Here is a 25,128-nt window from a genome sequence, read left to right as displayed (position 1 = left end):
GAGTCACACGTCGTAAGGGGAGTCGGAGCACATGGTGGTACGCGGGATCCTGGGGCGCCAGCGGCGCGAGTACACGGCACCGGAGCCGCACCCCTCGGGCGCCCGTCCCCCGAAGCTGCCCGGCGAACTGGTCCCCGAGCACGTGGCGATCATCATGGACGGCAACGGGCGGTGGGCCAAGAAGCGGGGCCTGCCGCGCACCGAGGGGCACAAGGTCGGCGCCGAGCAGGTGCTCGACGTGCTCCAGGGAGCGATCGAGATCGGCGTGCGCAACGTCTCGCTGTACGCCTTCTCCACCGAGAACTGGCGGCGCTCGCCCGAAGAGGTCCGCTTCCTGATGAACTTCAACCGCGACTTCATCCGCAAGAGCCGGGACCAGCTCGACTCGCTGGGCGTGCGGGTGCGGTGGGTCGGCCGGATGCCCAAGCTGTGGAAGTCGGTCGCCAAGGAACTCCAGGTCGCGCAGGAGCAGACCCAGGACAACGACCGGATCACGCTGTACTTCTGCATGAACTACGGCGGCCGGGCCGAACTCGCCGACGCGGCACGGGCGTTGGCCGAGGACGTGAAGGCCGGGCGGCTCGACCCGGCCAAGGTGAGCGAGAAGACGATCCAGAAGTACCTGTACTACCCGGACATGCCGGACGTGGATCTGTTCCTGCGGCCCAGCGGTGAGCAGCGGGTGTCCAACTACCTGCTGTGGCAGAGCGCCTATGCCGAGATGGTCTTCCAGGACGTGCTGTGGCCGGACTTCGACCGGCGCGACCTGTGGCGGGCCTGCGTCGAGTTCGCGTCCCGCGACCGGCGCTTCGGCGGGGCCATCCCGAACGAGGAACTGCTGGCGATGGAGGGCAACACCCCCGCGTCGTAGGGGTGCCGCCGGAGGCGCGGCCGGGTCAGTCGCTCCGGTCCGCGCACTCCGCGCACGTACCGAAGATCTCGACCGTGTGGGCCACGTTCACATAGCCGTGTTCGGAGGCGATCGCCTCGGCCCACTTCTCCACCGCCGGGCCCTCCACCTCGACCGCCTTGCCGCAGGTCCGGCAGACGAGGTGGTGGTGGTGCTCGCCGGTGGAGCAGCGGCGGTAGACGGACTCGCCGTCGGACGTGCGCAGGACGTCGACCTCGCCGGCCTCGGCGAGGGACTGGAGGGTGCGGTAGACCGTCGTGAGGCCGACGGAGTCGCCCTTGTGCTTGAGCATGTCGTGGAGCTCCTGCGCGCTGCGGAACTCGTCCACCTCGCCCAGCGCCGCCGCCACTGCTGCCCGCTGCCGGGTCGCGCGGCCCTTCACGGGCGGTCCAGCGGTCGTCACCGTTGCCTCCTCACGTCACACCCTGACCGGGCCATTGTGCCAGCCCGGGCCACCCGGGGTCAGGCGTTGATCTCCTCCCCGGCGCCCCGCGCGGCCGGAATCACGCACTCCGCCGGGTCTCCCGGGGAGCCGCCCGCACGGGCGCGCCGCCGGGCCACGGGCGTGGCGAGCACGGCCAGCGCGACGAACGCGGCGATGGTCAGCAGGACGATCGTCGCGCCGGGCGGCACGTCCTGGTAGAACGACGTGATCGTGCCGCTCACGGTCACCGTCACGCCGATCGCCACCGCGATCGCGAACGTCGCGGCGAAGCTGCGGGTGAGCTGCTGGGCCGCCGCCACCGGGACCACCATCAGCGCGGAGACCAGCAGCAGGCCGACGACGCGCATCGCGACCGTGACCGTGACCGCCGCCGTGACCGCCGTCAGCAGGTTCAGCGCGCGCACCGGCAGGCCCGTCACCCGCGCGAACTCCTCGTCGTGGCTCACCGCGAACAGCTGGCGGCGCAGGCCCACGGTGACCACGACCACGAACGCGGCCAGCAGGCAGATCGCCAGCACGTCCGACCGGGAGACCGTGGACAGGGAGCCGAAGAGGTACGTCGTCAGGTTCGCGTTGGAGCCCGTCGGGGCCATGTTGATGAACATCACGCCGCCCGCCATGCCGCCGTAGAAGAGCATGGCGAGGGCGATGTCGCCGCGGGTCCTGCCGTACCAGCGGATCAGCTCCATCAGGAGGGCGCCCAGCACGGAGACCGCCGTCGCCATCCAGACCGGGGAGGCGGACAGCAGGAAGCCGAGGCCGACGCCGGTCATCGCCACGTGGCCGATGCCGTCGCCCATCAGGGCCTGGCGGCGCTGGACGAGGTAGATGCCGATGGCGGGCGCGGTGACGCCGACCAGGACGGCGGCGAGCAGGGCCCGCTGCATGAAGGCGTAGTTCAGGAAGTCCATCAGCTCAGCAGTCCCGTGCGGATCGGATCGGTGGTCCCGGGGGCGTGCGGGTGCACGTGGTCGTGGCCGGGCAGGGCGTGCTGGCCCACGGCCCGCGGGGGCGGGCCGTCGTGCAGGACGCAGCCGTCCCGCAGCACGACCGCCCGGTCGATCAGGGGTTCCAGGGGGCCCAGTTCGTGCAGCACGAGGAGGACCGTCGTACCCGCCTCCACCTGGGCCTTCAGCGTCCGCGCCAGGATCTCCTGGCTGGCCAGGTCGACGCCCGCCATCGGCTCGTCCATGATCAGCAGCTCGGGCCGGCCGACGAGCGCGCGGGCGATCAGGACGCGCTGGTGCTGGCCGCCGGAGAGGGCGGTCACCGCGTCCTTGGCGCGGTCCGCCATGCCGACCCGCTCCAGGGCGTCCCGCACGGCCTGCCGGTCGCCGGCGCGGAAGAGGCCGAAGCCGGTGCGGGCCAGGCGGCCGGAGGAGACGATCTCGGTGACCGTCGCCGGGACGCCGCCCGCGGCCGTGGTGCGCTGTGGCACATAGCCCACCCGGGCCCAGTCGCGGAAGGCGGGCCGGGGGGTGCCGAAGAGTTCGACGGTGCCGGCGGTGACCGGCACCTGGCCGATGACGGTGCGGACCGCCGTGGACTTGCCGGAGCCGTTGGCGCCGAGCAGGGCGACGACCTCGCCGCGGCGGACGGTGAGGTCGATGCCGCGCAGGACGGGACGGGCGCCGAGATCGGCCCGGACGCCGCGCAGGGATATGACAGGCTCGCTGGTCTCCATGGGATCTCCCGTCACTTGGCGCCCAGCGCCCGCTGGAGCGCCTTGAGGTTGGCGTTCTGGACGGAGAAGTAGTCCGTGCCGCGGGACTTGGCCGTGATGCCCTCGATCGGGTCCAGGACGTCGGTCTTCAGGCCCGCGTCGTGCGCGATGGTCTTCGCGGTCTTGTCGCTGACGAGCGTCTCGTAGAAGACGGTGGAGACGTGGTCGGCCTTCGCCATGTGCTCCAGGTCCCGCACGCGCGCGGCGCTGGGCTCGGAGTCCGGGTCGAGGCCGTTGATCGCCTCCTCGGTGAGGCCGTAGCGCTCGGCGAGGTAGCCGAAGGCGGCGTGCGTGGTGACGAAGACCTTGGACCGGGTGTGCGCGAGGCCGTCGCGGAACCGCCGGTCGAGGTCGGTCAGCTGCTTGACCAGGGCGGCGGTGTTCTTCTCGTAGTCCGCCGCGTGCTGGGGGTCGGCCTTCTCGAAGGCCTTGCCGACGCCCCTCGCGACCTGCGCGTAGCGCACCGGGTCCAGCCAGATGTGCGGGTCCTTGCCCGCCGACTCCTCGCCCGGCCGGTCGTCGTGCGCGGCCGCGTGGCCGCCGACCTCGTTGCCGTGCGCCTCCAGGGTGGTCAGGGAGGCGGCGTCGATCTTCGTCGGCACCGAGGACTGGGCGACCGCGTCGTCCACGGAGGGCTGGAGGTTCTTCAGGTAGAGGACGGCGTCGGAGTCGTCGATCGCGGCGATCTGCTTGGGGCTGATCTCCAGGTCGTGCGGCTCCTGGCCGGGTGTGGTGAGACTGGTGACGTGGACGTGGTCGCCGCCGATCCGCTCGGCGAGGAAGGTCATCGGATAGAAGGACGCGATGACGTCGAGCCTGCCGTCGCCGGTCGCCGCGGAGCTGTTCCCCGAGCAGGCGGTGAGGGTGCCGGCGCCGAGGGCGGTGACGGCGGCGAGGGCGGCGGCGGACAGCAGACGTCGACGTATGTTCATGACAGTCATTTTCAACAAAAATGGAAACCGTTGTCAACAAGCCCCTGTGCGGGGCCCCGGACGGGGGCCGATTTGGCCGTGGGGGAGCCTGCGCCGGTAACCTGAATCATTCGCTGGAAGCATCTCGCTTCAACGCCCGTCGTCGTAATGAAGAGAGCACCGTGGCCGCCGACAAGATCGACACCATCGTCAGCCTGAGCAAGCGCCGTGGCTTCGTTTTCCCGTGCAGTGAGATCTACGGCGGTCAGCGTGCCGCCTGGGACTACGGACCGCTTGGTGTCGAGCTCAAGGAGAACATCAAGCGTCAGTGGTGGCGCTACATGGTGACGTCGCGCGAGGACGTGGTCGGTATCGACTCGTCCGTCATCCTGGCCCCCGAGGTCTGGGTCGCGTCCGGCCACGTCGCCACGTTCACGGACCCGCTGACCGAGTGCACCGCGTGTCACAAGCGGTTCCGTGCCGACCACCTCGAAGAGGCCTACGAGGAGAAGAAGGGCCACGCCCCGGCGAACGGCCTGGCCGACATCAACTGCCCGAACTGCGGCAACAAGGGCCAGTTCACCGAGCCCAAGCAGTTCTCCGGCCTGCTGTCGACGCACCTCGGCCCGACCCAGGACAGCGGCTCCGTCGCCTACCTGCGGCCCGAGACCGCGCAGGGCATCTTCACCAACTTCGCCCAGGTGCAGACCGCCTCGCGCCGCAAGCCGCCGTTCGGCATCGCCCAGATGGGCAAGTCGTTCCGCAACGAGATCACGCCGGGCAACTTCATCTTCCGCACCCGTGAGTTCGAGCAGATGGAGATGGAGTTCTTCGTCAAGCCGGGCGAGGACGAGAAGTGGCAGGAGTACTGGATGGAGCAGCGCTGGGCCTGGTACACCGGGCTCGGTCTCCGCGAGGAGAACATGCGCTGGTACGAGCACCCGAAGGAGAAGCTCTCCCACTACTCCAAGCGCACCGCCGACATCGAGTACCGCTTCCGGTTCGGCGGTTCGGAGTGGGGCGAGCTGGAGGGCGTCGCCAACCGCACCGACTACGACCTCTCCTCGCACGCCAAGGCCTCCGGCCAGGACCTGTCGTACTACGACCAGGAGAACCAGGAGCGCTGGACGCCGTACGTCATCGAGCCGGCGGCCGGTGTCGGCCGGACGATGCTGGCGTTCCTCCTCGACGCGTACGTCGAGGACGAGGCGCCGAACGCCAAGGGCAAGATGGAGAAGCGCACCGTGCTGCGCCTCGACCACCGTCTCGCCCCGGTGAAGGTGGCCGTCCTGCCGCTGTCGCGCAACGCCGAGCTGTCCCCGAAGGCCAAGGGCCTCGCGCAGGCGCTGCGGCAGAACTGGAACATCGAGTTCGACGACGCGGGTGCGATCGGCCGCCGGTACCGCCGGCAGGACGAGATCGGCACGCCGTACTGCGTGACCGTCGACTTCGACACCCTTGAGGACAACGCGGTGACGGTCCGCGAGCGGGACACGATGAAGCAGGAGCGTGTGTCGCTGGACCAGATCGAGGGCTACCTGGCGCAGCGCCTCGTCGGCTGCTGATCCCGGCCCGCTCCGGCCTCGCGCCCGCCCCCCGGCCGACCCGTTCGGCCGGGGGGCGGGCGTTTTCGCGCGCCGCGCCGGGTCCGCGACCGGTCAGGGCGCGCCCGCCGCCCGCGCACCCTCCGTGCTCAACGGCCCTGCAACGCCTTGACGTTGTCGCCGAAGGTCCAGTTCTTGGAGCCGTCCCAGTTGATGGACCAGTCCATCAGCCCCTTGAGGGACGTGCCGTAGTGCTGCCAGGACTGGGAGACCAGGGACGGGGACATGTAGCCGCCGCCCGCGCCGGACTGTGCGGGCAGGCCCGGGACCTGCTTGTCGTAGGGCACCTTGATCGTCGTGCCCTGCACCACCAGGCCCTTGTTCAGGCAGTCGGTCTGGGCGGTGAAGCCCGCCACCGTGCCGGCCCCGTAGGAGTCGCCGGAGCAGCCGTACATGCTGCCGTTGTAGTACTGCATGTTCAGCCACCACAGCCGGCCGTTGTCGGCGTACTTCTTGATGATCGGCAGATAGGCGCCCCAGATCGAACCGTAGGTGATGCTGCCGCCGGTGACGTACGCCGTCTCCGGGGCCATCGTCAGGCCGAAGCCGGCCGGCATCCGGGCGAGGATGCCGTCGATGATGCGGATCAGGTTGGCCTGGGACGGCGACAGCTGGTTGATGTTCCCGCTGCCGGTCAGACCCGTCTCGATGTCGATGTCGATGCCGTCGAAGTTGTACTGCTTCAGGATCGGCACGATCGTCGAGACGAACTTGTCCGCCACCGCGGTGGAGTTGAGGTCGATGCCCGCCGTCGCGCCCCCGATGGACAGCAGCACCGTCTCGCCGGAGGCCTTCGCGGCGCACATCTCCGCGGGCGTGGGCACCTTCACCCCGGAGTCCATGCCGTCCTGCCACAGCGCCGTGCCGTCGGAGAGGATCACCGGGAAGGCCGCGTTGATCACGTTGTAGCCGTGGGCGGGGATGCGGGAATCGGTGATCGGGGTCCAGCCGAAGGGCGGGTGGACGCCGTTGGCGGCGCCGTCCCAGTTCTCCCAATAGCCCTGGAGCACCTTGCCGGCCGGGCGGGACTTCACCGCGCAGGTGTCGGCGGCCGGGGCGGCCGAGGCGGTGCCGGCGGCGGGGAGCTGGGTGAGACAGGCGGTCGCCAGCGCGGCGGCGAGCAGGGACAGGGTGCGACGGAACATGCGGGGCCTCCCGGTGGGGTGCGGTGAGGTGCCGGAGTCGGGTGTCTCGGTGTCTCGGGCGTGGGGTGCGGTGCCGGTGTGGGGTGTCCTGCGCATGACAGTGGTCTGGTCCACCTCGTACGTCAATAGGTCTGGACCAAAGAGTCATGGTGAGTGACAGCTGACAGATATTGAAATCTGTCAGCTGTCATGCCATGCTTGAGGCATGACGACGATGCACACCCGCCCCCTCGGCACCACCGGTCCCCACGTCTCCGCCCTCGGCCTCGGCTGCATGGGCATGTCCGCGCTGTACGGCGACGCCGACCGCGCCGAGTCCATCGCGACCATCCACGCCGCCCTGGAGGCCGGCGTGACCTTGCTGGACACCGGCGACTTCTACGCCATGGGGCACAACGAGATGCTGATCGGCGAGGCCCTGCGCGCCGCCCCCGCCGCGCGCCGCGAACAGGCCCTGATCAGCGTGAAGTTCGGCGCCCTGCGCGACCCGGACGGCGGCTGGAGCGGCTACGACGGCCGGCCCGCCGCCGTGAAGAACTTCGCCGCCTACTCCCTCCAGCGCCTCGGCGTCGACCACATCGACGTCTACCGGATCGCCCGGATCGACCCGGACGTGCCGATCGAGGAGACCGTCGGCGCCATCGCCGAACTGATCGAGAAGGGGTACGTGCGGCACGTCGGCCTCAGCGAGGTCGGCGCCGAGACCATCCGCCGGGCCGCCGCCACCGCGCCCATCTCGGACCTCCAGATCGAGTACTCGCTGATCTCGCGCGGCATCGAGCGGGAGATCCTGCCGACCCTGCGCGAACTGGGCATCGGCGTCACCGCGTACGGCGTCCTGTCCCGCGGCCTGATCTCCGGCCACTTCGACCGCGACCGGCAGCTGGCCGCGAACGACTTCCGCGCCCACTCGCCCCGCTTCCAGGGCGAGAACCTCCAGCACAACCTGAACCTGGTCGACGCGCTGCGCGTGATCGCCGAGCGCAAGGGCGCCACCGTCGCGCAGACCGCCATCGCCTGGGTCCTCTCGCGCGGCACGGACATCGTGCCGCTGATCGGCGCCCGCACCCGCGAGCGGCTGGCCGAGTCGCTGGGCGCGCTGGAGGTGACCCTGGACGCGGCCGACCTGGCGGCGATCGAGGAGGCCGTGCCGGCGGACGCGGCGGCCGGCGACCGCTACCCGAGCGCGCAGATGGCACACCTCGACAGCGAGCGCTGATCCCGCCGCCGGGTACGGTCTAGAACATGGCACCGACCAGCGAGACCCTGACCGCCGAGCGCATCCTCGAAGCGACCGAGGAGGTGCTGCGCCGCCACGGCCCGGCCAAGGCCACCGTGGTGGACGTGGCCCGCGCGCTCGGCGTCAGCCACGGCAGTGTCTACCGGCACTTCCGCACCAAGGCCGCGCTGCGCGAGGCGGTCACCAAGCGCTGGCTGGACCGGACCTCCGAGAAGCTCGCCCGGATCGTCGAGGAGACCGACCGGGACCCCGCGACCCGGCTGCGGGACTGGCTCACCGCCCTGTTCGAGGCCAAGCGGCACAAGGCGGGCGACGATCCGGAGCTGTTCGCCACGTACACGGTGCTGACCGACGAGAACGGCGCGGTCGTCGGCGAGCACATAGCCGAACTGACCGCGCAGCTGACACGCATCATCACGGAAGGAGCCGGGTCGGGCACCTTCGCGGTGCCCGACCCGGCGGTTGCGGCCCGGGCCGTCTTCCAGGCCACCGGTCGTTTCCACGATCCCTGTCATGCCAGGGAGTGGACCCAGCCCGGGGTCGACGAGGAATTCACGGCCCTGGTGGACCTGTTGGTGCGGGGTCTCAGCTGACCCGGACGGTGATCGCCGCGGACTGGACGCGGCCGTCCCGGGTCACCACGCGCACCGTCTCGGTGCCCCGGGTGGTGAACGTCCGGCGGATGGTGAAGGTGCCGTTGCGGTTCACGAGGGCCGTGGTGCGCAGGGTGCTCCAGCGGCCGTCCACCCGGCGCTGCAGGACCAGCGTGGTGCCGGCCCGGACGTCCCGGACGCGACCGGTGAAGGCCACGGCGCGGCCGCGCCGGACGGTCACCTCACGGGTCGAGACGGTGATGGAGCCGCGCGTGACCGTGCGCGTCGGTCGCGGGGTTTCCGTGCGGTTCAGGCGCGGGCGCTCGGTGCGGGTCGGCGTCGGGGCCGTGCCGGTGCGCATCGGGCTCGGGGTCGTGGTGGCCGTGCCCGTGGGGGTCGGGGACGGGGTGGGGGTCGGGGCGGCGAAGGCTGCGGCCGTACCGCCGGTGAGCAGCGCCACAGTGAGGGCGCCGGTGCCCAGCGCGCGGCCGTAGCGGTGGTGGCGGAGTACGGAGGTCATGGTTCTCTCCTGTCGCTCGATCGTCGCTCGATCGGACGTCATCCAGGCTGACCCGACTTCGCTCCGTCGGCCACTCGAAGCGCTGCGTGACCGCCCTTGGTGATCTGTGTACGCGCAGGTCAGGGGCGTATTGCGGGAGTTTCCCGGAGGGCCTTTCCCGGCCCGGGGCGCCCGGGGGCGGCACCGCCCCGGGTTGCGCCATGCGGCGGTGTCCGGGTAGTGACCCGAGGACGACCGGCGGGCGCCCCCGGGGACTTGGCGGGGGCGCCCCGCACGGACGGCTCGCGGACGCCTCGCGGATGCCCTACGGCAGCTCGCCGACCGTCCGCGGCAGCCGCAGTCCCAGCAGCCCCGTCAGCGCGATCCCGCCCACCTGCGCGAGCAGCGTGATCAGCAGGGCGTCGCGCATGCCCAGGTGCGGGACCAGGGCGAGGAACAGCGTGCCCAGCGTGGCCACGCCCAGCGCGAGCGCCGACTGCTGGGTGGTGACCATCACCCCGCCGCCCACCCCGGCCCGGGCCGGCGGCACCTCGGACAGCACGATCCGCATGATGTTGGGGAGTTGGAGCGCCTGACCGGCCCCGGCCACGGCCATCCCCGGCACCAGCGCGACCACGTCGAGGTGCGGCCACTCGTGCCAGACGGTGAGCGCGATCAGCAGCACGCCGACAGCCTGGACGACGGACCCGGCGCTGACCACCCGGGTGCCGAAGCGGCCGATCAGCCGGGGCCCGGCGAGAGAGGTGAACAGGAACACCACGGCCATCGGCGCCAGCGCGAGCCCGGCCGGCACCGGACCGAGCCGGGCGCCCTGCTGGAGCGCCAGCGCGATCACGAACATGAAGCCGCTGAAGCCGACCGCGAACGGCACGATCAGCACCAGCCCGCGCCGCAGCGACACCAGCCCCAGCAGGCTCGGCGGCACCAGCGGGGTCCGCCCCGCCCGGTCCGCTCGCCGCTCCACCAGCCAGAAGGCGGCCACCGCGAACGGGAACGCGGCCAGCGACAGCCAGGTCCACAGGGGCCAGCCCGTTGCCTCGCCCTCGGCGAGCGGGGCGAGCAGCGTCAGCAGCGACAGCCCGAGCAGCACGGTGCCGGGCCCGTCCACGGGCTCGGGGTGCTGCGAGCGGGTCTCGGGCACCACCCGCACGGCGAGGACCAGCCCGAGGGCCACCACCGGCACATTGACCAGGAACACCGCCCGCCAGCCGGTCCCGGCGATGTCGGCGGCGACCAGGACCCCGCCGAGTATCTGCCCGGCCACCATTGCCAGGCCGGCCGTGGCGCCGTACAGGCTCATCGCCCTGGCCCGGCGCGCGCCGCGGGTCGCGGACTGGATGGTGGCGAGGACCTGCGGCAGCATCGCGGCGGCCGCGGCGCCCTGCGCCACCCGCGCGGCCACCAGCGGCCAGGCGCCGGGCGCGAGCCCGCAGGCCAGCGAGGTCAGCCCGAAGGCCGCCATGCCGCCGAGGAACAGCCGGCGGCGGCCGAACAGGTCCCCGAGCCGGCCGCCGAGCACGAGCAGCACGGCGTACGCCACCCCGTACCCCGCGACCACCAGCTCCAGCACGGCCTCGCTCGCGTGGAGGTCCGTGCCCATGGTCGGCAGGGCCACGTTGACGATGAAGAAGTCGACCAGCGGCAGCGCCGCGGCCAGGAGAACGGTGAACAGTCCGAGCCCGCCGAGCGCGGGCGGCGCGGGCGCCCGGCGTACGGCGGCGACGGTGATGGTCTTACTCATGCCACCGAGCCTGCGGCCCGGCCCAGACGGGTACCAGAGTGTTCTCATCCTGGTACCAGAACCACCTGGAAACAGGATGCCCGTACGGGCACCCTGGAACCATGACGAGCACGGTCACCGCCCGGCAGCGGGACACGCGGCAGGACACCGCCATCCCGGGCGCGGAGATCCGGCGGCACGAACTGGCCGCCTTCCTGCGCAGCCGGCGCGAGCGCATCAGTCCCGAGCAGGTCGGGCTGCCGCGCGGCCCCCGCCGGCGGACGCCGGGGCTGCGCCGCGAGGAGGTGGCGCACCTGTCCGCGGTCGGCGTCACCTGGTACACCTGGCTCGAACAGGCCCGTAACATCCAGGTCTCCGTGCAGGTGCTCGACGCCCTCGCGCGCACCCTGCGGCTCGACGCCAGCGAGCGCGCCCACCTGTTCCAGCTGGCCGGTGCCAACGACCCGTCGCCCGCCGCGAGTTGCTCCAGCGTGACCCCGGCGATCCGGGAGATGCTGGAGCGCCTCGAACCGATCCCGGCCGCCGTGCAGAACAGCCGGTACGACATCGTCGCCTACAACCGCACCTACGGCCGCCTCATGGGCGACCTGGACGCGATCCCGCCCGAGGACCGCAACTGCGTGCTGCTCGCCTACACCAACGCCGACTGGCAGGCGGCGATCGTGCACCTGGAGGAGAGCCAGCGGCTGATGGCCGCCCGGCTGCGCGCCTCCCTCGCCGGTCATCTCGGGGAGCCCGCCTGGAAGCTGCTGCTCGCCCGGCTGGAGGAGTCGCCGGTGTTCCGGGAGCACTGGGAGCGCTACGAGGTGGTGCGCCACCGCTCCAGGACCAAGGAGTTCGTCAACCCCTACGTGGGCCATCTGACGCTGGAGCACACCGATCTGTGGCTGGCCCCCGAGGCGGGCTTCCGGATGGTGACGTACACGCCGCGCAACGAGGAGACGCGCCGGCGCCTGGAGCGGCTCCACCAGCTGGCGCAGGGGAGTTGAACGGTCCGCCCGGTACGGGTGGGCTTTCGGTAAAAGGTTCGACATCTACGGTTCAACAGGGTTGTCCTGTGCATGACCCGCCCGATGGGATGCGCACGACCACTTCGGTCGACATCGGATCTCTCAGGGGACTTCATGCACATAGCCCGTACCGGGCGAGGCGTCGCGGCCGCCACCGCGACCGCCGCCGCTCTCGTCGCCGCCGCGCTGGCCACCGCCGCCCCCGCAGGCGTCGCCGCCGCCCCCGCCGCCGTGCCGCACACCTTCGCGGCTCCGGCCGTCGCCGGGCACACCCTGGCCCACGACGTGGACAGCCCGATCTCCATCGCGCAGTGCCAGGCCAAGTGGCACATCAACTGCTACACCCCGTTGCAGTACCGCACCGCGTACCACCTCGACTCGCTGTACCGCAAGGGCGTCACCGGCAAGGGGCGCACGATCGTCATCGTCGACTCGTTCGGCTCCCCGACGATCCAGCACGACCTCGATGTCTACAGCAAGCAGTTCGGCATGCCGAGCACCAAGGTCGACGTGGTCAAGTGGGGCAAGGTGCCCCCCTTCGACCCGAAGAACTCCGACATGACGGGCTGGGCCGGCGAGTCCACCCTGGACGTCGAGATGGCCCACGCGGTGGCGCCGGGCGCGAAGATCGTCCTGGTGGAGACCGGCGTGGCCGAGACCGAGGGCGTCACCGGTCTGCCGGAGATGATGAGCGCCGAGAAGTCCCTGATCGACCACGGTGTCGGCGACGTCATCACGCAGAGCTTCGGCGCGACGGAGAACACCTTCCCGGGCTTCGGCAAGGGCGACTTCTCCAGCATCCGCAACCTGCGGTACGCCTTCGAGGACGCGGCCCGCAAGCACGTGACCGTGCTCGCCTCCTCCGGCGACGGCGGCGCCACCGACAGCACGGCGGACGGCAAGGGCTACTACAAGGAGCGGGTCAACTCCTGGCCCTCCGCCGACCCGCTGGTGACCTCCGTCGGCGGCACCCAGCTGCACCTGGACCAGCAGGGCAAGCGGATCGCGCCGGACAGCGTCTACAACGACTACGGCGCGGGCGGCGGCGGCCAGTCCCACGTGTTCACCCGGCCCGGCTTCCAGAACGGGGTGAAGAAGGTCGTCGGCAGCCGCCGCGGCACCCCGGACGTCTCGATGGCCGCCGCGGTCAACGGCGGTGCCTGGGTGTACTCCAGCTACGACCCGACCGCGGTCGGCTGGGACGTCTACGGCGGCACCAGCGAGGCCAGCCCGCTCTTCTCGGGCGTCGTGGCCCTCGCCGACCAGGTGGCCGGACACCGCGTGGGCGACATCAACGCGGCGCTCTACAGCCTGGCCAAGCACAAGGGCACCGGCATCGTGGACGTCAACGACGGCACGGACAACAGCTACGAGGGTGTCACCGGCTACAAGGCCGTCAACGGCTACGACATGGCCACCGGCGTCGGCACGGTGGACGCGCCGGCCTTCGTCGCGGCGCTGGCCAAGGTCTCCCGCCACTGAGGCCCTGGGACACGAGTGAGCCGGCCCGGGGTCGTGACCCCGGGCCGGCTCCGGCGTGTGCGGGCGGCTAGGGTCTTTCGTTTGGATCAGGCCGGATCAGGGAGCGGTGCCAGGGCCCGCGAGCCCGGCAAGATCCAAACGAGAGGCCCTACCGGCCGGCGGCGACCACCTGCCGGATCTCGGTGTTCTCCAGCCGCTGCGCCGTCCGCTCGGCCGTGCGGTGGGCCCAGCGGCCGCTGGTGAGCAGGCCCAGGACCAGCACGGCGACACCGCAGACGGTCAGGATCCACCAGCCGGGACGGGCGGCGGAGACGAACGCGGTGCGGTAGGACGACGCGCCGATGCCGGAGGCGAGCACGGCGCCGATCACCGCGACGCCGAGGGTCTGGCCGAGCTGCCGGCTGGTGGAGGCGACGGCGGCGGCGACCCCGGCCTGGGTGCGGGGCATGCCGGAGACGGCCGTGTTGGTGATCGGCGCGTTGACGAAGCCGAAACCGACGCCGAACAGCACATAGCCGAAGAACAGGGTGACGTTCGAGGTCTCCGCCTCGAACAGCGCGAACAGGACGGCGCTCACGGTCATCGCGGTACCGGCGATCAGCAGCGGCACCCGGGGGCCGCGCGTGCCGACCAGCCGGCCGGACAGCGGCGCGCACAGGAACGTCGGCACGGCCATGGGCAGCATCCACAGGCCCGCGTGCAGGGCGTCGAGACCGCGCACGTTCTGCAGGTACAGCGTCGACATGAACAGGAAGCCGCCGAGCGCGGAGAACGCGCAGATGGCGATCACGGTCGCGCCGCTGAACGGAGCGGAGCGGAAGAAGCGCAGGTCGATGAGGGGTTCGTCACGCCTGGGCTCGTACCAGAGCAGGGCCGCGAGGGCCAGGGCGGCGATCACGAAGTACGGCGCGACCGAGCCGGTGCCGGACTCCGGCGCCTGGATGATGCCGTACGTCAGCGCGCCGAACAGGGCGATGACCAGCACCTGCCCGACCGGGTCGGGACGGCGGGCCTTGGGCGCGCGGGACTCCGGCACGAAACGCAGGGTGAGCAGCAGGGCCACGAGGCCGATCGGCAGATTGATCCAGAAGATCGCGCGCCAGCTCACGCTCTGCACGAGCAGCCCGCCGACCAGCGGGCCGGCGGCCATGGATATGCCGACCACGGCGCCCCAGGCGCCGATCGCGCGGGCGCGCTCACGGGCGTCGGTGAAGGTGTTGGTGATGATCGACATCGCGACCGGGTTGAGCATCGAGCCGCCCACCGCCTGGATCATGCGGAAGACGACGAGCAGCGACAGGTCGGGCGCGAGCGAACAGAGCACCGAGCCGATGGTGAAGACCGTGAGACCGGCCATGAAGACCCGCTTGCGGCCGATCCGGTCGGCCGTGGAACCCGCCAGCATCAGCAGCGAGGCCAGGACGAGGGTGTAGGCGTCGATGGTCCACTGCAGACCCGAAGTGGTGGCGTGCAGATCGCGCTGCATGGAGGGCAGCGCCACATTCAGCACGGTGTTGTCGAGGCTCACGATCAGCAGGCTCATGCAGCAGATCGCAAGCACGAGCATGCGCCTGCGGTGACTCAACTCTGGCATGGCCGTCATCGTACGCCGATTTCAATAGTGCGTCTAACTAATGACTATTACACGGTGCTGTGCGGATCCGGGACGCGCGAGGGCCCGGCACCCCGGGCGGTGAGGGACAATGGGTTCCTGTCCCACGCCGTTCTCCCGTAGTACAGCCGTTCCGGAGCCGTCTGATGACCCACCCGCTGACCATCGGCCCGCACGCCGTGACGCCGCCCGTGGTGCTCGCCCCCATGGCGGGCATCACCAACGCCCCCTTCCGCACCCTGTGCCGGGAGTTCAGCGGGGGCAAGGGCCTGTTCGTCAGCGAGATGATCACGACCCGGGCGCTGGTCGAGCGCAACGAGAAGACCATGCAGCTGATCCGGTTCGACGCGAGCGAGACGCCGCGTTCGATCCAGCTGTACGGCGTGGACCCGGCGACCGTCGGCAAGGCCGTCCGCATGATCGCGGAGGAGGACCTCGCCGACCACATCGACCTGAACTTCGGCTGCCCGGTGCCCAAGGTGACCCGCAAGGGCGGCGGCTCGGCGCTGCCGTACAAGCGGAACCTGCTGCGCGCGATCCTGCGCGAGGCGGTCTCCGGCGCGGGCGACCTGCCGGTGACGATGAAGATGCGCAAGGGCATCGACGACGACCACATGACCTACCTCGACGCCGGGCGCATCGCCGTCGAGGAGGGCGTGACGGCGATCGCGCTGCACGGCCGTACCGCCGCGCAGCACTACGGCGGCACCGCGGACTGGTCGGCCATCGCCCGCCTGAAGGAGCACGTGCCCGAGATCCCGGTGCTCGGCAACGGCGACATCTGGTCCGCGCAGGACGCGCTGCGGATGGTCCGGGAGACCGGGTGCGACGGGGTGGTCGTGGGCCGGGGCTGCCTGGGGCGGCCGTGGCTGTTCGCGGACCTCGTCGCCGCCTTCGAGGGGCGCACCGACCACCAGCGGCCCACCCTGCGGGAGGTCGCCGACGTGATGGTGCGGCACGCCCGGCTGCTGGGGGAGTGGCTCGGGGACGAGTCCAAGGGCGTGATCGACTTCCGCAAGCACGTCGCCTGGTACCTGAAGGGCTTCGCTGTCGGTTCCGAGATGCGCAAGCGGCTCGCGATCACGTCGTCCCTGGAGGAACTGCGGGCCGGCCTCGACGAACTGGACCTCGCCCAGGAGTGGCCCGCCGGCGCGGACGGCCCGCGCGGCCGGACCTCCGGCAACAACCGGGTGGTGCTGCCGGACGGCTGGCTGAAGGACCCGTACGACTGCGCGGGCGTGAGCGCCGACGCGGAACTGGACACGTCGGGCGGCTGAGCCGTCGCCGCCCGCCCCGTCCGCGCCGCTCCCGCCCCGGCCCGCCGATCCGGCTCAGGCACCCCCCACCGCCGTCAGCAGCGCCAGGGGCGCGGCCGCCGAGCGTGACTCGCGGGTACAGGCGTGCGGGTAGGGGACCGGCTCGGGATGCGTGGAGCGGGAGTAGCCCGCCAGCACCTCGGGGAGGCGGTGGCCGCCGGCCGTGGCCGCGTCGACCAGGGCGTGGGCGACGGCCCGGGCCTCGTCGTGCAGGCCGTAGCGGGCCAGACCGAGGGCGATCAGGGCGTTGTCGTGCGGCCAGACCGAGCCGCGGTGGTACGACAGCGGATGGTAGGCGGGCTGCCCCGCGGCCAGCGTGCGCACCCCCCAGCCGGAGAAGAAGTCGGGTTCCAGCAGACGGTGGCCCACCACCTCGCCGTACTCCTTGTCCAGCAGGCCGGTCCACAGCAGGTGTCCCGCGTCCGAGGCCAGCGCGTCGATCCGGCGGCCCTCGCCGTCCAGGGCCAGCGCCGGGAAGGCACGGTCCGGCAGCCAGAAGTCCCGCTGGAAGCGGTCGCGCAGATCGGCGGCCGACTGCTCCAGCAGCGCCGCGTACGTCCCGTCGGACCACACCGTGCGCGCCACCCACGCGGTGCGGCGCAGCGCGTCGTACGCGTACCCCTGGGCGCCCGCCGCCATCACCGCCCCGCTCGGCCGGGTGCCGTCGGCGCAGCAGATCGCGCCCGGGGAGTCCTTCCAGTTCTGGTTGGCCAGGCCGCCCTCGTCGGCGCGGTAGACGAGGTAGCCGCGGGAGGTGAGGCCGCCGTGGTCCAGCATCCAGGTGACGGCGGCGCGGGCGTGCGGCTCCAGCCGGCGGGCGAGGGCCGGGTCGCCGGTCTGCTCGGTGTAGGCGCCGAGCAGGATCAGGAAGAGCGGCGTCGCGTCGACCGAGCCGTAGTAACGGCCGTACGGCACCTGCCCGAAGTGCGCCAGTTCCCCGTGCCGTACCTCGTGCACGATCTTGCCCGGCTGGGCGGCCCCGGAGCCACCGGCGGCGCCCGCCTGGGTCGCGGCGAGCGCGAGGAGGGTGCCGGCGGCCGGACCGGTGCGGTACGGGAGCGCGAACAGCGAGGTGAGCAGGGCGTCCCGGGCGAGCAGCGTGAGGTACCAGGGGGCGCCGCCGGCTGGCACCCGCAGCTCCTCGCCGTCCGGCCCGGAGGCCGGGATCTGGAGCGCCGCGAGGTCCGTCAGACCCCGGGCGCAGGCCGCCGCGAGCTCCGGCCAGCCGGTCGGGAAGGCCACGCCCTGAACGAACGCGTCCTCCTCGGCGGTGAGCTGGCCGTGCACGGCGGCCGGGTCGCGGGGCACGCGCAGCGCGCGCCGGTCACCGTGCGGGCGCGCCATCACCCGCAGCACCAGCTCGCGCGTGCCGTGCGGGGGCAGCTCCAGCGTCCACACCAGCCGGCGGGCGCCGGTACCGGTCTCCTCCACGGCGTCCGGCGCCGGGTCGGCCGTGATGGTCGTACAGGACCGCCACTCCGCGCGCCGGTAGGCGAACTCGATGCCGTCGTCCAGCACGACCCGGGAGCGCAGCGCGCCCGCCTTGACGTAGGTGCGGTGGTCGGGGCGCAGCTCGAACTGGTCGGCGAAGTCGGCGTCGGCGGTGATGGCCAGCCGGACGACGGTGGGCACCGGGCGGTTGCCGGTCACCCGCACCGTCTCCACGAACGAGCTGTCGCCGACCGCCTGTTCACGGAAGAGGGTGTGCGCCGGGGGCTCCGGCCGGCCGCCGCGCGGGACGAGGACGCAGCGCGCGGTGTCGCCGTCCGCGACCGGCGTGAGCACCTCGGGCACCGCGCCGTCCACGGTGAGCTGCCAGCGGCTGAGATGGCGGGCGTCGCGCACGAACAACCCGTCCGGGGAGCCGCCGCCCCGGACCCCGCTGATGTCGCCCCGATCGCCCACGGCGGCGAACGTCGCGCCGTGCACGAGCAGATGATGCCGGTCGGTCATCGCCGGTCCCTTCCCTCGTCACTTGTGTCGAACGTGCCGGTGCCTGACTTGGACACGCCCCGTTGCGGGCGCTTGAGAAGCTCTTTATGCAGGTCGAGTGCGAGGGCGGCGGTCCAGCCGAAGCCGCTCGCGCCACAGGCCTCGCCCGTGTACGGGTCGACGTACTCCGCGAAGCCGGTCGTCTCGGCCAGCTCCAGCAGCGCCGCCCGCAGCGCGTCGGCCGGCGCCGGCTCGCCGTGCAGCCGCAGGCCCCGCTCCAGCAGCCAGCCGGTGTTGAACCAGGCCGGCCCCCGCCAGTACCGGTGCGGGTCGAACGCCTCCCCGAGCAGGTCGTAACTGGGCACCAGCCGGGTACGGGTGCCGAGCCCGAAGTGCGGGCCGGTCAGGGTGCGCACGAGCGCGGCGGCCACCTCACGGGGCAGGGACGGGAGGACGAGCGGGACGAGACCGGACACGCCGCGTTCCGGGAGCAGGCCGCCACCGCGCAGGTCCCGGCACAGGAACATCCCCGACTCCGGGCTCCACAGCCGGTCCACCAGCGCCGCCGTCAGCCGTTCGGCGCGGGCGTGCCGGGCGGTGGCGGTCGCGCCGAGTTCGGAGGCGATCAGCGCGAGGGCGTGTTCGGAGGCGACGAGCAGGGCGTTGAAGGCCGGGTCCTCGACGGCGAACCCGCCGTGCCCGTCGGCGTACCCGGCGTCCCGGTAGTCGGCGGCCAGCCGCACGTACCGCCCGTAGTCCAGGTCCGTCGGCCGGTCCTCGGGCGCGCCGTGCGCGAGGTCGGCGCGGCGGAAGGAGCGGGCCGGGGCCGGGGCGATCCGGGCGAGCGGGGCGTCCCAGCAGGGGCTGTTGTCCATCCCCTGCTCCCAGGGGTGGACGACGGACACCAGGCCGCCGCCGCCCAGGTCCCGGCGGTGCAGCAGATAGCGGTGCCAGGCGGCCAGCCGCGGGTAGACCCGGGCCAGGAAGCCCCGGGCGGCGGAGAGTCCGGGGTCGGCGCGGTGCACCAGCCAGGCCGCGAGCGCGTGCACCGGTGGCTGCACGATGCCCGACGTCTGTACGGTGCGCGGGGCGCCCGCGGCGCGTCCGGCGGTGACGGAGCGCCAGAAGCCGGGGCCGGGGAAGTAGGCGTCGGACGGGACGGAGGGGTTGAAGACGATGTGCGGCACGCGTCCGTCGGCCCACTGGGCGGCCAGCAGCGTCTCCAGTTCGGTCTGGGCGCGCAGCGGCGACAGGTGCCGCAGCCCGATCGCGATGAACGCCGAGTCCCAGGACCACTGGTGCGGGTACAGACGGCGGGAGGGGACCGTCGAGCTGCCCGTCCAGTTGGCGTCCAGCACCCGCGCGGCACGCGCGCACAGGCGGCACTCGGACTCGTACTGCGCCCCGCGGGCGGTGAGTTGGGCGGTGCGGTCCACTCGGGGCTCCCCGGAGTCGATGACGTCCGGACGGCCGTGCGACCCTCGGGTTCGGTCGTGGCCGTCGACGAGTTACGCCTATTTAACAAGCAAAACTCACTATGTAATGCAGAGTTGGGAAACACAAGGGGGGTGCGCATGACCGGACGACCGGGCAGAACCGGGAACCACACCAGGAGCGGCGGTCAGGCAGGCGCCGGCGATCTGCTCGAACTGGTGCGCAGCGGGCGGGCGGTGACCCGGGGCGCGCTGCAGGAGGCGACCGGACTGTCCCGCGCGACCGTCGGCCAGCGCCTGGACCGGCTGTTCCGGGCCGGCTGGCTGCGCGAGGGCGCCGGCGGCCCGGTCGACTCCCCGCTCGGCGGACGCCCGTCCATCACCCTGGAGTTCGACGGCTCCCACGCCATCGTCCTCGCCGCCGACCTGGACACCCGGCACGCCCGTGCCGCCGTCCTCTCGCTGACCGGCGAACTCCTGGCCGAGCACTCCGGCACCCTGGTGATAGAGGACGGCCCGGAGCCCGTGCTGGCCGAACTCGGGCGCTGGTTCGGCACGTTGCTGGAGAAGGCCGGACGGCGCGCGGGCGAGGTGTGCGGGATCGGGCTCGCGGTGCCGGGCCCGGTGGACAGCGAGACCGGCCGGGTGGTGCAGCCGCCGATGATGCCCGGCTGGGACGGCTACGACGTGACCGGCCGCCTCGCGCGCGCCTTCACCGAACACACCGGGGCGGCACCGGTCCCGGTCCTCGTGGACAACGACGCCAACCTCATGGCCTACGCCGAACAGCGCGCCGGCCACCCCGACTGCGCGGCCTTCGTACTGGTCAAGGTGTCCACGGGGATAGGAGCCGGGGTGGTGGTGAACGGCCGGATCTACCGGGGCGTCGACGGCGGCGCGGGCGACATCGGGCACATCCGGGTGGGCACGGACGCGCTGTGCCGCTGTGGTTCGTACGGCTGTCTGGCCGCCGTGGCGAGCGGCGGCGCGGTGGCCCGCAGGCTCGCGGCCTCCGGGGTGCCGGCCGCCTCCGGTTCGGATGTGCGGGAGCTGCTGGCGGCGGGGCACCCGGAGGCGGCGGCGCTGGCCCGGGAGGCCGGGCGCCGGGTCGGCGACGTGCTGGCGACCGTCGTCACGCTGCTCAATCCGGGCGTGCTGATGATCGCGGGCGATCTGGCCGGAACCCCCTTCCTCACCGGTGTGCGGGAGCTGCTGTACCAGCGGGCACTGCCGCGCTCCACGGCCCACCTGGGCGTGGTCACGTCCCGGCTGGGGGAGCGGGCGGGGCTCATCGGAGCGGGGGCGCTGGTGGTGGAGCACCTGTACGCGCCGGAGCGGGTGGAGGAGCGGCTGCGGGCGCTCGGGGTGTGACGGGGGCGCGGTCCGCAGGGCGGTCCCAAGGGCGGTCCGGATGGTGAAATCCCGGGCACTGTGGCAGCGTGATTCTCACCACCCCTGATAAGGATTGCGCTCATATGAGCAGACAAACAGCGGCTGCACTTCTCAAAGGGTGGCACTGGGTGCCACCCTTTGATCATTCATCGATCGAACTCAATCGTGGATGCAGTCGCTCATTCGAGCAGCAAACCACGCTTCCGGGCGAGTTTGCATTCAAGAAGTGAAGACATAACAGCGGTCGGGCTTGCCAAGCTTTGACTTTCGATCCGCTGGCGGACGAGTGGTTACATGCGCATGACGCGCAAGTGGACGTACCCATGTGCCTTCGATCTGGGTATGTTCCTCGCCGTCAGGGCAGCCACCGTGGCCTCAAGGAGTCGAGTCGCGTGTCGGAAAACAAAGCACCCCACGGAGTGAAGTTCGTTTACGACTTCACCGAGGGAAACAAGGACCTCAAAGACCTCCTCGGTGGCAAGGGCGCGAACCTCGCCGAGATGACCAACCTCGGTCTTCCGGTTCCTCCCGGTTTCACCATCACCACGGAGGCCTGCAAGGTCTACCTGGAGAGCGGCGAGGAGCCGACGGCACTGCGTGACGAGGTGAGTGCGCACCTCGACGCCCTCGAAGCCCGTATGGGCAAGAAGCTCGGCCAGGCGGACGACCCGCTGCTGGTGTCGGTCCGTTCGGGCGCCAAGTTCTCCATGCCCGGCATGATGGACACGGTCCTCAACATCGGTCTGTCGGACAAGTCGGTGCAGGGCCTGGCCAAGCAGGCCGGCGACGAGCGCTTCGCCTGGGACTCCTACCGCCGCCTCATCCAGATGTTCGGCAAGACCGTCCTCGGCGTCGAGGGCGACCTCTTCGAGGAGGCGCTGGAGGCGGCCAAGGCCGCCAAGAAGGTCACGGTCGACACCGACCTGGAGGCCGCGGACCTGAAGAAGCTGGTCACCTCCTTCAAGAAGATCGTCAAGAAGGAGGCCGGCCGGGACTTCCCGCAGGACCCGCGGGAGCAGATGGACCTCGCCATCAAGGCCGTCTTCGAGTCCTGGAACGGCGACCGAGCCAAGCTCTACCGCCGCCAGGAGCGCATCCCGCACGACCTCGGCACCGCCGTCAACGTCTGCTCGATGGTCTTCGGCAACCTCGGCCCCGACTCCGGCACCGGCGTCGCCTTCACCCGCGACCCCGCCTCCGGCCACCAGGGCGTCTACGGCGACTACCTCCAGAACGCCCAGGGCGAGGACGTGGTGGCGGGCATCCGCAACACCGTCGCGCTGGCGGAGCTGGAGCAGATCGACAAGAAGTCGTACGACCAGCTGATGCAGATCATGGAGACGCTGGAGAACCACTACAAGGACCTGTGCGACATCGAGTTCACGATCGAGCGCGGCCGGCTGTGGATGCTCCAGACCCGGGTCGGCAAGCGCACCGCGGGCGCCGCCTTCCGCATCGCCACCCAGCTGGTCGACCAGGGCCTGATCGACGAGACCGAGGCGCTCCAGCGCGTCACCGGCGCCCAGCTGGCACAGCTGATGTTCCCGCGCTTCGACGAGAAGGCGAAGGTCGAGCAGGTCGGCCGGGGCATCGCGGCGTCGCCGGGCGCGGCCGTCGGCAAGGCGGTCTTCGACTCGTACACCGCCGTCAAGTGGTCCCGCTCGGGCGAGAAGGTCATCCTGGTGCGCCGGGAGACCAACCCCGACGACCTGGACGGCATGATCGCGGCCGAGGGCATCCTCACCTCGCGCGGCGGCAAGACCTCCCACGCGGCCGTCGTCGCCCGCGGCATGGGCAAGACCTGTGTCTGCGGCGCGGAGGACCTGGAGGTCGACACCAAGCGGCGCCGGATGACGGTGCCCGGCGGCCATGTGGTCGAGGAGGGCGACGTCATCTCCATCGACGGCTCCACGGGCAAGGTCTACCTGGGCGAGGTCCCGGTCGTCCCGTCGCCGGTCGTGGAGTACTTCGAGGGCCGGATGCACCCGGGCGCGGACGACGCCGACGAACTGGTCGAGGCCGTGCACCGGATGATGGCCTTCGCCGACCGCAAGCGCCGGCTGCGGGTGCGGGCCAACGCGGACAACGCCGAGGACGCGCTGCGCGCCCGCCGCTTCGGCGCCCAGGGCATCGGCCTGTGCCGCACCGAGCACATGTTCCTCGGTGAGCGGCGCGAGATGGTCGAGAAGCTGATCCTCGCCGACACCGCGGCGGAGCGCGAGTCGGCCCTGTCCGCGCTGCTGCCCCTCCAGAAGAAGGACTTCGTCGAGCTGTTCGAGGCGATGGACGGCCTGCCCGTCACCATCCGCCTCCTCGACCCGCCGCTGCACGAGTTCCTGCCCGACATCACCGAACTCTCGGTGCGGGTGGCCCTGGCCGAGTCCCGCCAGGAGCCGCACGAGAACGACCTGCGCCTGCTCCAGGCCGTGCACCGGCTGCACGAGCAGAACCCGATGCTGGGCCTGCGCGGCGTCCGCCTCGGCCTGGTCATCCCCGGCCTGTTCGCCATGCAGGTCCGCGCGATCGCCGAGGCGGCCGCGGAGCGCAAGGCGGCCAAGGGCGACCCGCGCGCGGAGATCATGATCCCGCTGGTGGGCACGGTCCAGGAGCTGGAGATCGTCCGCGAGGAGGCCGACAAGGTCATCGCGGAGGTGCAGACGGCCACGGGCACGGAGCTGAAGCTGGCGATCGGCACCATGATCGAGCTGCCGCGCGCCGCGCTGACCGCCGGGCAGATCGCGGAGGCGGCGGAGTTCTTCTCCTTCGGCACCAACGACCTCACGCAGACCGTCTGGGGCTTCAGCCGCGACGACGTCGAGGCCTCCTTCTTCACGGCCTACCTGGAGAAGGGCATCTTCGGCGTCTCCCCCTTCGAGACCATCGACAAGGACGGCGTGGGCTCCCTGGTGAAGGCCGCCGCGGAGGCCGGCCGGCGCACCCGGCCCGACCTCAAGCTCGGCGTCTGCGGCGAGCACGGCGGCGACCCGGAGTCGGTCCACTTCTTCCACGAGGCCGGCCTCGACTACGTCTCCTGCTCCCCCTTCCGCATCCCGGTCGCCCGCCTCGAAGCGGGCCGCGCGGCGACGCAGTCCACGGGCAGCGACCACCGCTGATCCCGGCCGGGACACGAACCCCGGGCCCGCCGTCGGTCCCCGACCCTCATCCGATCGGCGGCGGTCCCGGTGCAGGAAAGAGAGGGGCGGCATCCCTGTGCGGGGGGTGCCGCCCCTCGGCGCTACCAGGCCGATTCGGCCGGGTCTCCGAACCGGTCCGTCAGATGACCTGCCTCTCCTCGGTGACCATCACGGCCACCGAGTCCATGTCGATGAAGCGTGCTTCGTCGGGGTTGACCAGCGTCCGGTAGTTCTCGGAGGAGAAGAAGGCGTCGTGGTCCTCCCAGTTCTCGAACCAGATCTCCGTCAGGCCGTCGTAGGCCCGGGGCGGGTACTTCTCGGCGGGGACCGGGTGGGACACGGTGTACCTGCGCACATAGCGCTCCGCCTCCGGGATGGAGGTGAACAGCGGCGCGTGCCGGTCACGGTGGTACTCGACGAAACGCTCGTACGACATTCCCTCGACGCGGTTGATCATGAAGATGAGCTTCAGCATGGGGTTAACCTAAAAGCTCACATCGATGTCAGGGGCAAGTCGATCAGCGACATGTGAGGAGTCGGCATGCGGATCGGTGAACTGTCCGCCCGGACGGGAGCCAGCCGCCGGTCGCTGCGCTACTACGAGGAACAGGGCCTGCTCGTCAGCTCCCGCTCACCCAGCGGACAGCGCCATTACGAGGACGAGCACGTCCAGCGGGTGCGTCTCATACAGGCGTTCCTGGCAGCCGGCATGCCCAGCGGCACCATCGCCGAGATGGCGCCCTGCATGTCCGAGCCGACCGAGGACAGGGCACGGCGGGCACTGGAGATCATGGGCCGCGAACGGGCCCGCCTGTCCGAGGCCATCGACGACCTCGCCGCCGCCAGGGACGCGCTGGACCACCTCATCGAGGACAACCAGGCGTATCTGGCCCGGTCGACGGCCGACGGTCGGTGACCTGGGGACGTTCGGTTCGGCGCGCGGACCGGAGGGAGAGGCGGAGCCGGTCCGACGCGACGGCCGTGA

21 protein-coding genes are annotated in these 25,128 nt (G+C 71.6%); 10 read left to right on the top strand and 11 right to left on the bottom strand.

Features of this window, described 5'->3' with window-relative positions:
• Positions 1 to 31: 31 nt before the first annotated feature.
• Positions 32 to 871 (top strand): isoprenyl transferase, encoded by an 840-nt coding sequence (locus ACSP97_RS12530; RefSeq protein WP_355144560.1) that lies wholly within the window; start codon positions 32 to 34, stop codon positions 869 to 871.
• Positions 872 to 896: 25 nt separating this feature from the next.
• On the opposite strand, the gene ACSP97_RS12525 is transcribed toward ACSP97_RS12530, so the two are convergent.
• The 4 genes from ACSP97_RS12525 to ACSP97_RS12510 are packed head-to-tail and all read right to left on the bottom strand — an operon-like array spanning position 897 to position 4,010.
• Positions 897 to 1,313, bottom strand: coding sequence for a Fur family transcriptional regulator (locus ACSP97_RS12525; RefSeq protein WP_070025175.1), 417 nt, complete (start codon positions 1,311 to 1,313; stop codon positions 897 to 899).
• A gap of 59 nt (positions 1,314 to 1,372) precedes the next feature.
• Positions 1,373 to 2,266 (bottom strand): metal ABC transporter permease, encoded by an 894-nt coding sequence (locus ACSP97_RS12520; RefSeq protein WP_355144556.1) that lies wholly within the window; start codon positions 2,264 to 2,266, stop codon positions 1,373 to 1,375.
• Positions 2,266 to 3,039 carry a metal ABC transporter ATP-binding protein gene (locus tag ACSP97_RS12515; RefSeq protein ID WP_355144554.1) on the bottom strand — a complete coding sequence of 258 codons (774 nt, stop codon included), beginning with the start codon at positions 3,037 to 3,039 and terminating at the stop codon, positions 2,266 to 2,268. The genes ACSP97_RS12520 and ACSP97_RS12515 overlap by 1 nt, the downstream gene beginning before the upstream one ends.
• Before the next feature lie 11 nt (positions 3,040 to 3,050).
• Positions 3,051 to 4,010 (bottom strand): metal ABC transporter substrate-binding protein, encoded by a 960-nt coding sequence (locus ACSP97_RS12510; RefSeq protein WP_440557518.1) that lies wholly within the window; start codon positions 4,008 to 4,010, stop codon positions 3,051 to 3,053.
• Positions 4,011 to 4,171: 161 nt separating this feature from the next.
• On the opposite strand from ACSP97_RS12510, the gene ACSP97_RS12505 reads away from it, so the two are divergent.
• Entirely contained in the window at positions 4,172 to 5,554 is a 1,383-nt protein-coding gene (locus ACSP97_RS12505) for a glycine--tRNA ligase (RefSeq protein ID WP_070025179.1), read from the top strand.
• Between the two features lie 128 nt (positions 5,555 to 5,682).
• Here ACSP97_RS12505 and ACSP97_RS12500 read toward each other — a convergent pair whose 3' ends face one another.
• Positions 5,683 to 6,738 carry a chitinase gene (locus ACSP97_RS12500; RefSeq protein ID WP_440557516.1) on the bottom strand — a complete coding sequence of 352 codons (1,056 nt, stop codon included), beginning with the start codon at positions 6,736 to 6,738 and terminating at the stop codon, positions 5,683 to 5,685.
• A gap of 214 nt (positions 6,739 to 6,952) precedes the next feature.
• On the opposite strand from ACSP97_RS12500, the gene ACSP97_RS12495 reads away from it, so the two are divergent.
• Both ACSP97_RS12495 and ACSP97_RS12490 read left to right on the top strand, forming a co-directional pair.
• A complete protein-coding gene (locus tag ACSP97_RS12495) occupies positions 6,953 to 7,957 on the top strand; it encodes an aldo/keto reductase (RefSeq protein ID WP_355145088.1) in 1,005 nt (334 codons plus the stop codon).
• A 26-nt stretch (positions 7,958 to 7,983) separates the two neighbouring features.
• On the top strand, positions 7,984 to 8,571 hold the full coding sequence (locus tag ACSP97_RS12490; protein WP_355144548.1) for a TetR family transcriptional regulator: 588 nt from the start codon (positions 7,984 to 7,986) through the stop codon (positions 8,569 to 8,571).
• On the opposite strand, the gene ACSP97_RS12485 is transcribed toward ACSP97_RS12490, so the two are convergent.
• Entirely contained in the window at positions 8,564 to 9,091 is a 528-nt protein-coding gene (locus tag ACSP97_RS12485; protein WP_440557514.1) for a hypothetical protein, read from the bottom strand. The genes ACSP97_RS12490 and ACSP97_RS12485 overlap by 8 nt on opposite strands.
• A 304-nt stretch (positions 9,092 to 9,395) precedes the next feature.
• Entirely contained in the window at positions 9,396 to 10,832 is a 1,437-nt protein-coding gene (locus ACSP97_RS12480; RefSeq protein WP_440557512.1) for an MFS transporter, read from the bottom strand.
• A gap of 101 nt (positions 10,833 to 10,933) precedes the next feature.
• Here ACSP97_RS12480 and ACSP97_RS12475 point away from each other — a divergent pair, with 101 nt between their 5' ends.
• Together ACSP97_RS12475 and ACSP97_RS12470 are read left to right on the top strand one after the other, a co-directional pair.
• Positions 10,934 to 11,821 (top strand): helix-turn-helix transcriptional regulator, encoded by an 888-nt coding sequence (locus ACSP97_RS12475; RefSeq protein WP_355144542.1) that lies wholly within the window; start codon positions 10,934 to 10,936, stop codon positions 11,819 to 11,821.
• A gap of 135 nt (positions 11,822 to 11,956) precedes the next feature.
• The gene (locus tag ACSP97_RS12470) at positions 11,957 to 13,324 is read left to right on the top strand and encodes a S53 family peptidase (RefSeq protein WP_358675508.1); all 1,368 of its coding nucleotides are present in this window, start codon (positions 11,957 to 11,959) and stop codon (positions 13,322 to 13,324) included.
• Between the two features lie 148 nt (positions 13,325 to 13,472).
• Here ACSP97_RS12470 and ACSP97_RS12465 read toward each other — a convergent pair whose 3' ends face one another.
• Entirely contained in the window at positions 13,473 to 14,918 is a 1,446-nt protein-coding gene (locus tag ACSP97_RS12465) for an MFS transporter (protein ID WP_388288695.1), read from the bottom strand.
• A 164-nt stretch (positions 14,919 to 15,082) separates the two neighbouring features.
• Between ACSP97_RS12465 and dusB the strand changes: the two genes are divergently transcribed.
• Complete coding sequence (dusB, locus tag ACSP97_RS12460) at positions 15,083 to 16,213, top strand: tRNA dihydrouridine synthase DusB (RefSeq protein ID WP_180331175.1); 1,131 nt, start codon at positions 15,083 to 15,085, stop codon at positions 16,211 to 16,213.
• A 54-nt stretch (positions 16,214 to 16,267) separates the two neighbouring features.
• Here the strand turns inward: dusB and ACSP97_RS12455 are convergent, their stop codons facing one another.
• Both ACSP97_RS12455 and ACSP97_RS12450 read right to left on the bottom strand, forming a co-directional pair.
• Entirely contained in the window at positions 16,268 to 18,205 is a 1,938-nt protein-coding gene (locus ACSP97_RS12455; protein ID WP_440557510.1) for an amylo-alpha-1,6-glucosidase, read from the bottom strand.
• Positions 18,202 to 19,620: an MGH1-like glycoside hydrolase domain-containing protein gene (locus ACSP97_RS12450; protein WP_388310540.1), complete on the bottom strand. Its 1,419-nt coding sequence runs from the start codon at positions 19,618 to 19,620 to the stop codon at positions 18,202 to 18,204. Before ACSP97_RS12450 ends, ACSP97_RS12455 begins: the two co-directional genes overlap by 4 nt.
• A gap of 138 nt (positions 19,621 to 19,758) precedes the next feature.
• Between ACSP97_RS12450 and ACSP97_RS12445 the strand changes: the two genes are divergently transcribed.
• Together ACSP97_RS12445 and ppdK are read left to right on the top strand one after the other, a co-directional pair.
• A complete protein-coding gene (locus ACSP97_RS12445; protein WP_358675499.1) occupies positions 19,759 to 20,988 on the top strand; it encodes an ROK family protein in 1,230 nt (409 codons plus the stop codon).
• A gap of 413 nt (positions 20,989 to 21,401) precedes the next feature.
• Entirely contained in the window at positions 21,402 to 24,122 is a 2,721-nt protein-coding gene (gene ppdK, locus ACSP97_RS12440) for a pyruvate, phosphate dikinase (protein ID WP_355529451.1), read from the top strand.
• A 160-nt stretch (positions 24,123 to 24,282) separates the two neighbouring features.
• Here the strand turns inward: ppdK and ACSP97_RS12435 are convergent, their stop codons facing one another.
• Positions 24,283 to 24,618 carry an EthD domain-containing protein gene (locus ACSP97_RS12435; protein WP_355529448.1) on the bottom strand — a complete coding sequence of 112 codons (336 nt, stop codon included), beginning with the start codon at positions 24,616 to 24,618 and terminating at the stop codon, positions 24,283 to 24,285.
• A gap of 66 nt (positions 24,619 to 24,684) precedes the next feature.
• Between ACSP97_RS12435 and ACSP97_RS12430 the strand changes: the two genes are divergently transcribed.
• Positions 24,685 to 25,059 carry a MerR family transcriptional regulator gene (locus ACSP97_RS12430; RefSeq protein WP_355327257.1) on the top strand — a complete coding sequence of 125 codons (375 nt, stop codon included), beginning with the start codon at positions 24,685 to 24,687 and terminating at the stop codon, positions 25,057 to 25,059.
• The last annotated feature ends 69 nt before the right edge of the window (positions 25,060 to 25,128 follow it).

This window comes from Streptomyces sp. SCPE 10, assembly GCF_051980735.1.
Lineage (GTDB): Bacteria > Actinomycetota > Actinomycetes > Streptomycetales > Streptomycetaceae > Streptomyces > Streptomyces misionensis.
This window is presented reverse-complemented; position numbering and strand designations above follow the sequence as displayed.

Excerpts from the sequence above, each read along its gene's own strand:
- ACSP97_RS12530 (WP_355144560.1), top strand. The coding sequence starts at position 32 with ATGGTGGTACGCGGGATCCTGGGGCGCCAGCGGCGCGAGTACACGGCA.
- ACSP97_RS12495 (WP_355145088.1), top strand. The coding sequence starts at position 6,953 with ATGCACACCCGCCCCCTCGGCACCACCGGTCCCCACGTCTCCGCCCTC.
- ACSP97_RS12515 (WP_355144554.1), bottom strand. The coding sequence starts at position 3,039 with ATGGAGACCAGCGAGCCTGTCATATCCCTGCGCGGCGTCCGGGCCGAT.
- ACSP97_RS12470 (WP_358675508.1), top strand. The coding sequence starts at position 11,957 with ATGCACATAGCCCGTACCGGGCGAGGCGTCGCGGCCGCCACCGCGACC.
- ACSP97_RS12430 (WP_355327257.1), top strand. The coding sequence starts at position 24,685 with ATGCGGATCGGTGAACTGTCCGCCCGGACGGGAGCCAGCCGCCGGTCG.
- ACSP97_RS12520 (WP_355144556.1), bottom strand. The coding sequence starts at position 2,266 with ATGGACTTCCTGAACTACGCCTTCATGCAGCGGGCCCTGCTCGCCGCC.
- ACSP97_RS12475 (WP_355144542.1), top strand. The coding sequence starts at position 10,934 with ATGACGAGCACGGTCACCGCCCGGCAGCGGGACACGCGGCAGGACACC.
- ACSP97_RS12455 (WP_440557510.1), bottom strand. The coding sequence starts at position 18,205 with ATGACCGACCGGCATCATCTGCTCGTGCACGGCGCGACGTTCGCCGCC.
- ACSP97_RS12480 (WP_440557512.1), bottom strand. The coding sequence starts at position 10,832 with ATGAGTAAGACCATCACCGTCGCCGCCGTACGCCGGGCGCCCGCGCCG.
- ACSP97_RS12445 (WP_358675499.1), top strand. The coding sequence starts at position 19,759 with ATGACCGGACGACCGGGCAGAACCGGGAACCACACCAGGAGCGGCGGT.
- dusB (WP_180331175.1), top strand. The coding sequence starts at position 15,083 with ATGACCCACCCGCTGACCATCGGCCCGCACGCCGTGACGCCGCCCGTG.
- ACSP97_RS12465 (WP_388288695.1), bottom strand. The coding sequence starts at position 14,918 with ATGCCAGAGTTGAGTCACCGCAGGCGCATGCTCGTGCTTGCGATCTGC.
- ACSP97_RS12435 (WP_355529448.1), bottom strand. The coding sequence starts at position 24,618 with ATGCTGAAGCTCATCTTCATGATCAACCGCGTCGAGGGAATGTCGTAC.
- ACSP97_RS12485 (WP_440557514.1), bottom strand. The coding sequence starts at position 9,091 with ATGACCTCCGTACTCCGCCACCACCGCTACGGCCGCGCGCTGGGCACC.
- ACSP97_RS12490 (WP_355144548.1), top strand. The coding sequence starts at position 7,984 with ATGGCACCGACCAGCGAGACCCTGACCGCCGAGCGCATCCTCGAAGCG.
- ACSP97_RS12500 (WP_440557516.1), bottom strand. The coding sequence starts at position 6,738 with ATGTTCCGTCGCACCCTGTCCCTGCTCGCCGCCGCGCTGGCGACCGCC.
- ACSP97_RS12510 (WP_440557518.1), bottom strand. The coding sequence starts at position 4,010 with ATGAACATACGTCGACGTCTGCTGTCCGCCGCCGCCCTCGCCGCCGTC.